The 14,511-nt window shown below is 68.3% G+C and carries 2 protein-coding genes; both read left to right on the forward strand.

Annotated elements, in window-relative coordinates; genetic code table 11:
* Positions 1-60 precede the first annotated feature (60 nt).
* Entirely contained in the window at positions 61-3,465 is a 3,405-nt protein-coding gene (locus AC25MA_RS24690) for an amino acid adenylation domain-containing protein (RefSeq protein WP_486972483.1), read from the forward strand.
* The gene (locus AC25MA_RS24695; protein ID WP_486972484.1) at positions 3,462-14,414 is read left to right on the forward strand and encodes an amino acid adenylation domain-containing protein; all 10,953 of its coding nucleotides are present in this window, start codon (positions 3,462-3,464) and stop codon (positions 14,412-14,414) included. The genes AC25MA_RS24690 and AC25MA_RS24695 overlap by 4 nt, the downstream gene beginning before the upstream one ends.
* Positions 14,415-14,511 lie beyond the last annotated feature (97 nt).

Here is a 14,511-nt window from a genome sequence, read left to right on the forward strand (position 1 = left end):
CGTTCTTGTTGATGCGCCCGGACCTTCCGGTCGCGCCGCCGACCAGCAAGGACCTCACACATGAATGCCGTAGACGCCCAGAAACTTTCCCGCCGTTTCATCGAGTTGCCCCTGGACAAGCGCCGCTTGTTCCTCGAAGGGATGCGACGCGAGGGCATTGATTTCGCGCAGCTGCCCATGTCGTCCTGTGTCGGCCTGAGCGAGCGCGACGGCCTGTCCTACGCCCAGCAGCGCATGTGGTTCCTCTGGCAGTTGGAACCCCACAGCGCCGCCTACAACCTGCCGATGGCCGTGCGCCTCGACGGCGAGCTGCAGGTCGAGGCGCTGGAGCGGGCGTTCAGCCTGCTGGTCGCCCGCCACGAATGCCTGCGCACCACCTTCGCCCAGGACGGCGAGCGGGCGTTGCAGCAGGTGGCGGAACCGGCGCCGGTGAGCATCCAGCTGTTCGACCTGGCCGACCTGCCTGAAACCACGCGCTGGGAGCGCGCGCACCAGCAGATGGCGGCCCAGGCCACCCAGGCCTTCGACCTCGAAGGCGGGCCACTGTTCGGCATCGCCCTGTTGCGCCTGGCGCCCCAGGAGCACGTGCTGCTGCTGACCCTGCACCACATCATCGCCGACGGCTGGTCGATGAACATCCTGATCGACGAGTTCATGCGCAGCTACGACGCCCTGGTGGCGGGGCGCGAGCCGCAGCTGGCGGAGCTCAAGGTGCACTACCGCGACTATGCGCTGTGGCAGCGCAGTTGGCTGGAGGCCGGCGAGCGCGAGCGCCAGCTGGACTACTGGCGCGAGCAGTTGGGTGACGAGCACCCGTTGCTGGAGCTGCCGACCGACCGGCCTTACCCGGCCCAGCCCAGCCACCTCGGCGAGCGCCTGGAGCTGACGCTCGACGCGGGCCTGCGCGAGGACCTGAAGCAGCTGGCCCAGCAGCACGGCGTGACCCTGTCCACGGTGCTGCTGGCGGTGTTCAAGACCCTGCTGTACCGCTACAGCGGCCAGACCGACATTCGTGTCGGCGGCCTGATCGCCAACCGCAACCGCAGCGAAACCGAAGGGCTGGTCGGCTTCTTCGTCAATACCCAGGTGCTGCGCAGCCAGTTCACCGCGCAGACGCCTTTCAGCGACCTGCTGCGCAGCCTGCACCAGGCTTCGGTCGGTGCCCAGGCGCACCAGGACCTGCCGTTCGACGCGCTGATCGAGGCCCTGCAGCCCCAGCGCAGCCAGAGTCATACGCCGCTGTTCCAGGTGATGTTCAACCACCAGCCGCTGGTTACCGACCTCAATGACGTGCGTCTGGACTGCGGTCTGTGCGTAGGCTACCTGAGCGCCGAGCAGTTGGCCGGCAGCCGTCGCCAGCATGCCGCCACCAGCGACCTGATGCTCGATACGCGGGAAGAGGGCGAGCAATTGTTCGCCGCCTTCACCTATGCCACCGACCTCTTCGACGAAACCACCATCGCCGCCCTGGCCGGGCACTGGCGCAACCTGCTGCGCGCGGTCTGCCAGGCGCCGCGCCAGCGCCTGGGCGAGTTGCCGCTGCTGGCCGAGGCCGAGCGCCAGGCGCTGCTGTGCCCGGTGTCCGAAGTGTCGCCGCGGGTGCCGGTGCAGCGCCTGTTCGAAGCCCAGGCCGCCCGCAGCGGCGAGGCGCTGGCGCTGATCCTGGCCGACGGCGCTGCGGCGCCGTCGATGAGTTACGCCGAACTCAACGCCCGCAGCAATCGCCTGGCCCGCCACCTGCGCCACCAGGGCGTCGGCCCCGATGTGCTGGTGGGCGTGGCCCTGGACCGCTCGCTGTACCTGGCCGTGGCCCTGCTCGCCGTGCTCAAGGCCGGTGGCGCCTATGTGCCGCTGGACCTGCAGGCGCCGGCCGAACGCCTGGGCCATGTCTTCGAGGACAGCGGCCTGCAATGGCTGCTGACCACCACCGCCCAGTTGCCCGGCCTGCCGGCGCAGGATGGGCTGCGCTGCCTGTGCCTGGACCAACTGGCGCTGGACGACGTACCGGCGGACGACCTGGCGCTTACCGTCACGCACGACAACCTGGCCTATGTGATCTACACCTCCGGCTCCACCGGCCGGCCCAAGGGCGTGGCCATCAGCCACGGCGCCCTGAGCGAGTTCATCGCCCGCGCCATCGACTACAGCGACCTGCGCGAAGGCGACCGTGTCCTGCAGTTCGCCACCAGCAGCTTCGACGGCTTCGTCGAGCAGTTCTTCCCGCCGCTGTGCCACGGTGCCTGCGTGGTGCTGCGCGATACCCGCCTGTGGGACAGCGCCGCCCTGCACGAGGTGCTGGTCAGCCACGGCGTGACCCTGGCCGACCTGCCGGCCGCGTACTGGTACTGGCTGGTACAGGACTTCGCGGCGCGTCCGCCGGCCAACTACGGCGCGCTGCGCCAGATCCACGTCGGCGGCGAGGCGATGGCGGTGGACGGGTTGCGCCTGTGGCAACTGGCCGGGCTGGGCCATGTGCGCCTGCTCAACACCTATGGCCCGACCGAGGCCACGGTGGTCTCGACCATCCACGACTGCACCGGGCTCGGCCACGAGGCGGTGTCCTGGCGCGGCATCCCCATCGGCCAGGGCCTGGCGCAGCGTCGGTTGTACATCCTCGACGATGACCTCGAACTGCTGCCGCCGGGCGCCGTGGGCGAGCTGTACATCGGTGGCCCGGGCCTGGCTCGCGGCTACCATGGCCAGCCGGCGCTGAGCGCCCAGCGCTTCGTCGCCGACCCGTTCGCCCATAGCGAGCGCCTGTACCGCACCGGCGACCGCGCGCGCCTGGGCGCCGACGGCGCCATCGAGTACATCGGCCGTGTCGATCACCAGGTCAAGGTGCGGGGCTTCCGCATCGAGCTTGGCGAGATCGAGGCGCGCCTGCAGCAGTGCCCGGGCGTGCGTGAGGCGGTGGTGCTGGCCCTGCCGATGACCGGTGGCCTGCAACTGGTCGCCTATGTGGTACCCGACGCCGCCGAACAGGACGCCGCCGAGCAGGCGCGTTTCCGCCAGCAGGTGCGCAGCCTGCTCAAGGCCCGCCTGCCCGAATACATGGTGCCCGGCCACCTGCTGCTGTTGCCGCGCCTGCCCCTGACGCCCAGCGGCAAGCTGGACCGCAAGGCCCTGCCGGTACCGGACCCGAGCGCGTTGCAGGCTGAGTATCGGCCGCCGCAGAGCGCCACCGAGCAGCAGCTGGCGCAGATCTGGATGCAGGTGCTGGGCGTGGCCAAGGTCGGCCTGGACGATCACTTCTTCGAGCTGGGCGGGCACTCGTTGCTGGCCGCCCAGGTGCTGGCGCGGATCAAGGACCAGCTGGGCCTGGTGCTGCCGTTGCGCAGCTTGTTCGAACACCCGGCGCTGGGCGACCTGGCCGCCGAGCTGGGCCGCCTGGAGGGTGGCGATAAGGATGACGACTGGTCGGATATGGATGCGTTCATGAGTTCGTTGGAAGGGGTTGAGGCATGAGTGGCAACATGGCGGTACGCATTGCGAAACGGTTCGTCAGCCTGCCCCTGGCGCAGCGCCGGCAGTTCCTCGCCAAGCTGCGCGAGGACGGCAAGGACTTCAGCCTGTTGCCGGTGGTCGAGTCGCGTCACGACTTCGCCAGCATTCCCCTGTCCTTCGCCCAGCAGCGCCTGCTGTTCCTCTGGCAGTTGGAGCCACACAGCGCGGCCTACAACATGGCCGCCGGCCTGCGCCTGAGCGGCCGGCTCGACGTGGCGGCCCTGCAGCGCTCGTTCGAGCACCTGGTGGCACGCCACGAGGCGCTGCGCACGGTGTTCCAGGTCGATGGCGAACAGCCGCGCCAGGTAATCCTCGAAACCCAGGTCGTGCCGCTGGAGCAGGTCGATCTCACCCAGGTCGCCAGTGAGCGGCGCGAGGCCGAGCTGGCCGCGCAGGTGCGCGAGGCCAGCCACCAACCCTTCGACCTGCTGCACGGGCCGCTGCTGCGTGCCAGCCTGTACCGGCTGGCGGCTGAAGACTACGTGCTGCTGGTGAGCATGCATCATATCGTCTCCGACGGCTGGTCGATGGACGTGATGGTCAAGGAGTTCGTGCACAGCTACCAGGCCTTCAGCCAGGGCCAGGCGCCGCAGCTGCCGGCGCTGGAGGTGCAGTACGCCGACTATGCGATCTGGCAGCGCAGCTGGCTGGAGGCCGGGGAGGGCGAGCGCCAGCTCGACTACTGGCGCCAGCAGTTGGGCCAGGAGCAGCCGCTGCTCGAAGTGGCCGCTGATTTTGCCCGCCCGTTGACCCAGAGCTTCGACGGCCAGACCTTGAGCTTCGACTTCGGTGCCGAGCTTTCCCGACGCCTGGGCGGCTACGCCCGCGCCCAGGGCATGACCCTGTTCATGCTGGTGCTGGCGGGCTTCTCGCTGTTCCTCTCGCGCCAGGCCGGGCAGCGCGATATCCGCATCGGCGTGCCCAACGCCAACCGCGGCCGCGCCGAGGTCGAGGGGCTGATCGGCTTCTTCGTCAACACCCAGGTGCTGCGCTGCCAGGTGGACGAGCGCCTGAGCTTCGACGACCTGCTGGCCCAGGTGCGCGAAGCGGTGCTCGGTGCCCAGGCGCGCCAGGAACTGCCGTTCGAGCAACTGGTGGACGCGCTGGTGCCGGAGCGCAACCTGGGCCACAACCCGCTGTTCCAGGTCAAGTTCAACCAGAACGTCGGCATGCAACGCCAGCGCTCGCTGGCCCTGCCGGGTCTGAGCGTCGCCGAGTACCCGCTGGACAAGGTCGGCACCCACTTCGACCTGGCGCTGGATATCACCGACGACGGCCAGCTGATCCATGGCGAGATGACCTTCGCCAGCGACCTCTACCAGCGTTCCACGGTGGAGGCGTTCATTCCGGCGTTCATCGAGCTGCTGGGCCAGTTGCTCGACGCGCCGCAACTGCCGCTGCATCGCCTGGCCGCGCCGCTGCGTGTCGGGCAGGCGCCGGAGCGCGAGGCGCCGGCACTGGTGCTGGAGCAGTGGCAGCAGCAGGTGCAACGGCAGCCCGAGGCGCTCGCCGCCCGTAGCCTGGAGCACAGCCTGAGCTTCGATGCCCTCGATCAGGCCGCCAACCGCCTGGCCCATTACCTGCAACGCCAGGGCGTGACCCGCGGCCAGCCGGTCGCGGTGCTGATGGAGCGTTCGCTGGACTGGCTGACCGGCATGCTCGGCATTCTCAAGGCCGGCGCCGTGTACATGCCGCTGGACACCAAGGCGCCTGAGGCGCGCCTGCGGCAGATGCTCGACGCGGCGCAGGCCAAGGTACTGTTGTGCGCCGCCGGCGATGCCCGACTGACCAGCCTGGCCGCCGTCGATCGCCTGTGCTTGGCCTATGTGCCCGAACAATGGCAGCACCTGCCAGCCAGCGCGCCAGCCATCACGCTGTGGGCCGAATCGCCGGCCTATGTGATCCACACCTCCGGCTCCACCGGCCAGCCCAAGGGCGTGCTGGTCAGCCATGGCGCCCTGGCCAGCTACGTCGCCGGCCTGCTCGAACGCTTGGCGCCGGCGCCGGAGGCGAGCATGGCGCTGGTCTCGACCATCGCCGCCGACCTGGGCCACACCGTGCTGTTCGGCGCCCTGTGCGGCGGGCGCTTGCTGCACGTGCTGCCCGAGGCGCTGGGCTTCGACCCGGACGCCTTCGCTCGCTACATGGCCGAACACCGGGTCGGCGTGCTGAAAATCGTCCCCGGCCACCTGGCGGCGCTGCTGCAGGCCGGCACGCCCGCCGATGTGCTGCCCGAACAGGCGCTGATCGTCGGTGGCGAGGCCTGCACGCCCGCCCTGGTGGAGCAGGTGCGCCGGCTCAAGCCGGGCTGCCGCCTGATCAACCACTATGGCCCGAGCGAGACCACGGTCGGCGTGCTGACCCACGAGGTCTCGACCCTCGCCGCCGAGGCCCGCGCCGTGCCAGTGGGCACGGCGCTGCCGGGCGCCCATGTGCTGCTGCTCGATGATGTGCTCAACCCGGTGGCCGACCAGGTCGCGGGCGAGCTGTATATCGGCGGTGCCAGCGTGGCCCAGGGTTACCTGGGCCAGCCGGGTCTGACCGCCGAACGCTTCGTGCCGGACCCGACGCGGCCAGGTCATCGCCTGTACCGCAGCGGCGACCGCGTGCGGCGCAACCGTTCGGGCCAGGTGGAATTCATTGGCCGCGCCGACGACCAGGTCAAGGTGCGCGGTTATCGCGTTGAACCGGCCGAAGTGGCGCGGGTGCTGCTGGGGCTGGACGGGGTCGCCGAAGCGGTGGTCCTGGCCCAGCCGGTGGACGGTGACGACAGCCGCCTGCAACTGGTGGGCTGGTGCGTGGGGCAGGGGCTGCAGGGTGAAGCCTTGCGCCAGCAATTGCAGGACCGCCTGCCGGACTACATGGTGCCGGCGCAGATCCTGGTCCTGGAGCGCCTGCCGCTGACCGCCAACGGCAAGCTCGACAAGCGCGCCCTGCCGGCACCGGGTGTCGCCCGGCGCCAGTACACCGCGCCGGTCGGCGAGATCGAGCAGGCCCTGGCGGCGATCTGGGCCGAGGTGCTCAAGCTCGACCAGGTCGGCAGCACCGACAACTTCTTCGAGCTGGGCGGCGACTCGATCCTCAGCTTGCAGATCATTGCCCGGGCCAAGCGCCAGGGCATCAAGCTCAGCCCCAAGCAATTGTTCGAGAAACAGACCATCGGCCAGCTGGCGGCGGTGGCCAAGCGCATCGAGAAAAAGGCCACAGCGCTCGAGCAGGTCAGTGGCACGCTGGCGTTGCTGCCGATCCAGGCGCGTTTCTTCGAAACCGATATTCCCGAGCGCCAGCACTGGAACCAGGCGCTGCTGCTCAAGCCGACCCAGGCGCTGCGCGCCGACTGCCTGACGGGCGCGCTGCAGGCTTTGGTCGACCAGCACGACGCCCTGCGCCTGCGCTTCACCCAGCGCGATACCTGGCAGGCCGAGTTCCAGGCCGGCAAGGCCGAGGACATGCTTTGGGTTCGCGCGTTGAATGATGTGGCCGAGCTGCCGGCCCTGGCCGAGCAGGCCCAGCGCAGCCTCGACCTGGCCAAGGGGCCGCTGCTGCGGGCGTTGCTGGTCGACCTGCCCGAAGGCCAGCAGCGTTTGCTGCTGGTGATCCACCACCTGGTGGTCGACGGGGTGTCCTGGCGGGTGCTGCTGGAAGACCTGCAACTGGCCTACACCGCCCTGGCCGCGGGCAAGCCGCTGACGCTGGCGGCCAAGAGCAGTTCGCTCAAGGCCTGGGCCGAGCGCCTTGGCGCCTATGCCCGCAGCCCCGAACTGCTGGCCGAAGCCGATTACTGGCTGGACGGCCTCGCAGCCGCTGGCGATGAATTGCCCCGGGACAATCCGTCGGGCGCCCAGACCAACCGTCACGTCGCCCATGCCTCGTCGCGTCTGGACACCGCGCTGACCCGCAAACTGCTGCAGGTGGCGCCCGCTGCCTACCGCACCCAGGTCAACGATCTGCTGCTGGCGGCCCTGGCGCGTGTATTGTGCGATTGGACTCAAGAGGAGTCGATCCTGATCCAGCTCGAAGGCCATGGCCGCGAGGACCTGTTCCCGGAACTGGACCTCAGCCGCACCCTGGGCTGGTTCAGCAGCCTGTTCCCGGTACGCCTGACGCCGGCCCGGGCGCTGGGCGCGGGGCTGTGTGCGATCAAGGAGCAGTTGCGCGCGGTGCCGAACAAAGGCATCGGCTACGGCGTGCTGCGCTACCTCGGCGAGCCCGACCTGCGCGAGCGCCTGGCGGCATTGCCACAGCCACGGGTGACCTTCAACTACCTGGGCCAGTTCGACGGCAGCTTCGCCGAGGCCGAGGGCGCCCTGTTCACCCCGGCCAGCGAGGGCGGCGGCGCCACCCAGGATCTGGACAGCCCGCTGGGCAACTGGCTCGGCATCACCGGTCAGGTCTACCAGGGCGAGCTGGAACTGGACTGGGGCTTCAGCCGCGAGGTGTTCCGCCCCGAGACCATCGAGGCCCTGGCGCGTCGCTACGAGCAGGTGCTCACCGAGTTGGTCGAGCACTGCGCCCAGGCGCCACACCAGGGCGTCACGCCGTCTGACTTCCCGTTGGCCGAGCTGACCCAGGCGCAACTGGATGGCCTGCCGCTGGTGGCCGGGGACATCGAGGACCTCTATCCGCTGTCGCCGATGCAGCAGGGCATGCTGTTCCACAGCCTCTACGAGCAGGCGGCGGGCAACTACATCAACCAGCTGCGCGTGGATGTGCGCGGGCTGGACATGGCGCGTTTCCGGACGGCCTGGCAGGCGGTGGTGGACAACCACGAAGTGCTGCGCAGCTGCTTCCCGCAGGATCTGCCGGCGCCGGTGCAGGTGGTGCGCCGTCAGGTACAGGTGCCTTTCGTCGAACTCGACCCGCCCCAGGATCCGGATGCCGTGGCCCAGGCCGAGCGCCAGTCCGGTTTCGACCTGGCCAGCGGCCCGCTGCTGCGCCTGACGCTGATCCGCACGGATGATGACAGTCATCACCTGATCTACACCAGCCATCACATTCTGATGGATGGCTGGAGCAGCTCGCGCCTGCTGGGCGAAGTGCTGCAGCGCTACAGTGGTGTGACGCCGGGCGCCAAGACCAGCCGTTACCGCGACTATATCCAGTGGCTGCAAGGCCAGGACCAGCAGGCCAGCGAAACCTTCTGGCGTGAGCAGGTGGCCGAGCTGCAAGAGCCGACCCGTCTGGTCCAGGCGTTCAAGTCCTCGGCCCAGGGGCAGGGCCATGGTGCGCTGGCGCTGCGTTTCGAGGCGCAGCAGACCCGGCAGCTGGCGGACTTCGCCCGGGACCAGCGCGTCACCCTCAACACCCTGGTCCAGGCGGCCTGGCTGCTGCTGTTGCAGCGCTACACCGGCCAGGCCAGCGTAACCTTCGGTGCCACCGTGGCCGGACGCCCGGCCGAGTTACCGGGTGTCGAGGAGCAACTGGGGCTGTTCATCAACACTTTGCCGGTGGTCGCCAGCCCGCGCCCGGAACAGACCGTGGGCGACTGGGTGCAGCAGGTCCAGGCGCTGAACCTGGCCTTGCGCGAACACGAACACACGCCGCTGTACGAGATCCAGCGCTGGGCCGGCTGGAGCGGCGAGGCGCTGTTCGACAATATTCTGGTCTTCGAGAACTACCCGGTCGCCGAGGCGCTGCAACAGGGCGCGCCGCGGGGGCTGCAGTTCGGCGAGGTGCTCAACCAGGAGCAGACCAACTACCCGCTGACCTTGGTGGTGCATGTAGGTGAGCGCCTGGAGGCGAGTTTCAGTTTCGATCGCCAGTGCTTCAGCGAACAGGCCATCGACCAGTTGGCGGGGCACTTCCAGCACTTGCTTGTGCAGTTGGCGGCTGACGGTGAGCGCGCACTGGGTGTAATTAGCCTGCCGGTGGAAGACCAGCAGGTGGTGGCCAGCTATCCGAGCACGGCGTGTGCCCATGAGCTGATCGAGGCGCAGGCAGCACGTACGCCTGAGGCGGTCGCCGTGACCTTCGCCGGGCAATCGCTGAGCTACGACCAGCTCAACCGTCGTGCCAACCGCCTGGCCCACAAGCTGCGCGAGCAGGGCGTGGGGCCGGATGTGCTGGTGGGTATTGCGGTGGAGCGTGGGCTCGAGATGATCGTCGGCCTGCTGGCGATCCTGAAGGCCGGTGGCGCTTATGTGCCGCTGGATCCGGAATATCCGCAGGACCGCCTGAGCTACATGATGGACGACAGCGGCATTCAGCTGCTGCTGACGCAAGGTCATCTGCTGGCCGCTCTGCCCGTGCCGGCGCAGGTTCGCAGCCTGAAGCTGGAAGATGACCTGGCCGGTTACAGCGATGAAAACCCCGAGCACCTGACCCAGCCGGACAACCTAGCCTATGTGATCTATACCTCGGGTTCCACCGGGAAGCCGAAAGGTACGCTGCTGCCGCACCATAACCTGCTGCGTCTGTTCAAGGCCACCGACGCCTGGTTTGGCTTCGGCCCGCAGGATGTGTGGACGCTGTTCCACTCCTATGCGTTCGACTTCTCGGTGTGGGAGATTTTCGGCGCGCTGCTGCACGGCGGTCGCCTGGTGATCGTGCCGCGTGAGGTGACCCGTTCGCCGGAAGACTTCCACCAGCTGCTGGTGGAGCAGGGTGTCACCGTGCTCAACCAGACCCCATCGGCGTTCAAGCCGCTGATGCGGGTGGCCTGTGACAGTGCTGATGATCTGGCACTGCGCTATGTGATCTTCGGTGGCGAAGCCCTGGATGTGGCGGCACTGCAACCGTGGTTCGAGCGTTTCGGCGAGGACTGCGACAACCTGATCAACATGTACGGCATCACCGAGACCACGGTCCATGTGACCTACCGGCCGATCCGCTTCGCCGATACGCAACAGCCGGGCAGCCCGATCGGTGCGGCGATTCCGGACCTGTCGATGTATGTACTGGATGCCGATTTCAATCCGGTGGCCAAGGGTTGCACGGGCGAGCTGCACGTCGGTCACGCCGGCCTGGCGCGCGGTTACCACAACCGTGCCTCGCTGACCGCCGAACGCTTTGTGCCGGATCCGTTCTCCAGCGAAGGCGGACGCCTGTACCGCACCGGCGACCTGGCGCGTTATCGCGGCCAGGAGGTGATCGAGTACGTAGGTCGGATCGACCACCAGGTGAAGATCCGAGGCTTCCGTATCGAACTGGGCGAGATCGAGGCGCGCCTGCAAGAGCACGCTGCCGTGCGCGAAGTGCTGGTGCTGGATATCGACGGGGCAGGGGGCAAGCAACTGGCGGCCTACCTGATCGCTCAAGACCCATCCACCGACCACGCCGCCCTGCGCGACACGCTGAAACAGCACCTGAAAGCCAACCTGCCAGACTACATGGTCCCGACCCACTTCCTGGTGCTGGAGCAGTGGCCGCTGACGGCCAACGGCAAGCTGGACCGCAAGGCCCTGCCGAAGCCCGACGCCAGCCAGCTACAACAAGGCTATGTAGCGACACGTACGCAACTGGAGCAACAACTGGCCGCGATCTGGAGCGAAGTGCTGAAAGTCGAGCAGGTTGGCTTGCACGACAACTTCTTCGAGCTCGGCGGTCATTCGCTGCTGGCCACCCAGGTGACCTCGCGCATCCGCCAGCGCCTGGACCTGGAAGTCCCGCTGCGCAGCCTGTTCGAGTCCGCCGACCTTCTGGCCTTCGCCCAGGCCGCCGGCCAAGGCTCGGCCAGCCAGGCGCCTGCATTCACTGCCGTGGACCGCAACCAGCCGCTGCCGCTGTCCTACGCCCAACAACGCCAGTGGTTCCTCTGGCAGCTGGAGCCTGAAAGCGCCGCCTACAACATCCCTTCGGCCCTGCGCCTGAAGGGCGAGCTGAACATCGAGGCCCTGCGCAGCAGCTTCGCCGCGCTGATCGCCCGTCATGAAACCCTGCGTACTACCTTCAGGCAGCAGGGCGACAGTGCCCAGCAGGTGGTGCACCCGACGCTCGATGTTCCGCTGCAGGTCGTTTCGGCTGCCCTGGATGAGCCGGCGCTGCATGCCTGGGTCGAGGCCCAGGTGCGCGAGCCGTTCAACCTCGAGCACGGCCCGCTGCTGCGCGCCCGCCTGCTGCGCCTGGCCGCCGACGAACACGTGCTGGTGCTGACCCTGCACCACATCGTCGCTGACGGCTGGTCGATGCCGATCATGGTCGACGAACTGGTGCGCGGCTATGAAAGCCATCTGCAGGGTAAGGCCCCGCAGCTGCCGGCCCTGGCGTTCCAGTACGCCGACTATGCCGCCTGGCAGCGCCAGTGGATGGAGGCCGGCGAGCAACGGCGCCAGCTGGACTACTGGCAAGCGCGCCTGGGCAGTACCCAGCCGATCCTCGAACTGGCCACCGACCGCCCACGCCCGGCCGTGCAGCAATACGACGGTGCTCGCCTGCAGGTGAGCCTGGAACCGGGCCTGGTCGCCCAGCTCAAGGCACTGGCCGGGCAACAGGACGTGACCCTGTTCATGCTCCTGCTGGCTTCGTTCCAGGCCTTGCTGCATCGCCATTCCGGTCAGGCCGATATCCGCGTCGGCGTGCCGGTGGCCAACCGCACACGGGCCGAGACCGAAGGGCTGATCGGCTTCTTCGTCAACACCCTGGTGCTGGATGCCCGCTTCCAGCCGCAACTGCGCTTCGACGAATTGTTGCAACAGGTCAAGCACACCGCCCTGGGTGCTCAGGCGCACCAGGAGCTGCCCTTCGAGCAACTGGTCGAGGCCCTGCAGCCGGAGCGCAGCCTGAGCCATAGCCCACTGTTCCAGGTAATGTTCAACCATCAGACCCAGGTGCTGGGCGAGTCCCGCGAACTGGCGGGCCTCAGCCTGCAGGGGCTGGTCTCGGACAAGCAGACCGCGCAGTTCGACCTGACCCTGGACACTGCCGAGCACGAAGGCGGCCTGAGCGCGACCCTGACCTACGCCACCAGCCTGTTCGAGGCTGCCAGCGTGGCGCGCATGGCCGAGCATTGGTGCAACCTGCTGCAGGGCATCTGCCAGGACGCCGGGCAGCGGGTTGCCGAACTGCCGTTGCTGAGCCGCGAGGAGCGCGAGCGCACCCTGCACGCCTGGAACGACAGCGCCGCCGACTACCCACGCTGGCAGACCATCCAGCAGCTGATCGAGGCGCAAGCCGCGCGTACGCCGCAGGCCATCGCCGCGGTGCTGGGCGAGCAGTCGCTGAGCTACGAGCAACTGAACCGTCGCGCCAACGCCCTGGCCCATCACCTGTGCAGCCTGGGCGTCGGCCCCGATGTGCTGGTGGGGATTGCCGTGGAGCGCAGCCTGGACATGTTGGTCGGCCTGCTGGCGGTGCTCAAGGCCGGTGGCGCCTACGTGCCGCTGGACCCGCAATTCCCCGAGGACCGCCTGGCGTACATGATGGAGGACAGCGGCATCGCGCTGCTGCTGACCCAGTCCGGCCTGCTGCAGCGCCTGCCGATTCCGCCGCAGGTGCACAGCCTGTGCCTGGACCGGCCGCTGCCGGCCGAGCACGGCGAGGACAACCCGCGCCAGCTGGCACTGCCGGACAACCTCGCCTACGTGATCTATACCTCCGGCTCCACCGGCAAGCCCAAGGGCGTGACCATCCGCCACGACGCGCTGGTCAACTTCCTGTGCAGCATGGCGCGCCAGCCGGGCATCGATGCCTCGGACAAGGTGCTGTCGCTGACCTCGCTGTCGTTCGACATTGCCGGCCTTGAGCTGTACCTGCCGTTGCTGCGCGGCGCCCGCGTGGTGCTGCTGGGCGAGCAGGTGAACAAGGACCCGCAGGCCTTGCTGGCGGTGATCCAGGCCCAAGCGGTCAGCGTCGTCCAGGCCACGCCATCGACCTGGCGCATGCTGCTGGATGCCGCGGCGCCCGGGGCCTTCGCCGGCAAGAAGGTGTTGTGTGGCGGCGAGGCGCTGAGCGCCGAGCTGGCCCAGCGCCTGATTGCCCAGGCCGGGCATGTGTGGAACGTCTACGGCCCGACCGAGACCACCATCTGGTCGGCCTGCCACTACCTGACCGCCAGCGACGACGTATGGCTGGGCCGTCCGCTGGCCAACACCCGCCTGCATGTGCTCGGCGCCGAGCTGGACGTGTTGCCGCAAGGCGCGCGCGGCGAGCTGCTGATCGGCGGCGATGGCCTGGCGCGCGGCTACCACAACCGTCCGGGGCTGACCGCCGAACGCTTCGTGCCGGATCCGTTCGCCAGCGAGCCGGGCGCGCGCCTGTACCGCACCGGCGACCTGACCCGCTACCGCGACGACGGCGTGATCGAGTATGTCGGGCGTCTGGACCATCAGGTGAAGATCCGTGGCTTCCGTATCGAGCTGGGCGAAATCGAGGAGCGCCTGCTGCTGCACCCGGCGATCCGCGAGGCCGCGGTGATCGATATCGACGGTCCGGCCGGCAAGCAATTGGCGGCCTACCTGGTGCTGCACGACGCGCAGCAAGGCGTGGAAGCGCTTCGCGGCGAGCTGCGCGCGCACCTGAAGGCCGGCCTGCCGGACTACATGGTGCCGGGCCACCTGGTGGGCCTGGCGCGCATGCCCCAGACCCCCAACGGCAAGCTGGACCGCAAGGCCCTGCCGCTGCCGGACGCCAGCCAACTGCAGCCAGCCCATGTGGCGCCGGTCACGGAGCTGGAGCGCAAGCTGGCGGTGATCTGGGCCGAGGTGCTGCACGTCGAGCGGGTGGGCCTGCAGGACAACTTCTTCGACCTCGGTGGGCACTCGCTGCTGATCGTCCAGGTGATCGGCCGGGTGCGTGAGCAACTGGGCGTCGATCTGAGCCTGAACGAGCTGTTCGAGCAGGCCACCCTGGGCGATTTCAGCCAGGTGGTCGAACGCAAGTCGGGGCAGGTCGCCAACGCCCATGACGAACTGACTAAATCCCTGGAGGCCTTGAAACGTCTTACTGCACAGGAAATAGATAATCTGATCGCTTAGCGGGAGACATTCAAAGTGCAAGAGCTGCTCGACTCCGTAAAGTCGCTGTCCACCAGGGAGCGCAAGGCATTGGCAGCCTTGCTCAAGCGCCAGGGTG

The sequence above is a fragment of the Pseudomonas sp. P65(2024) genome (genome assembly GCF_057480955.1).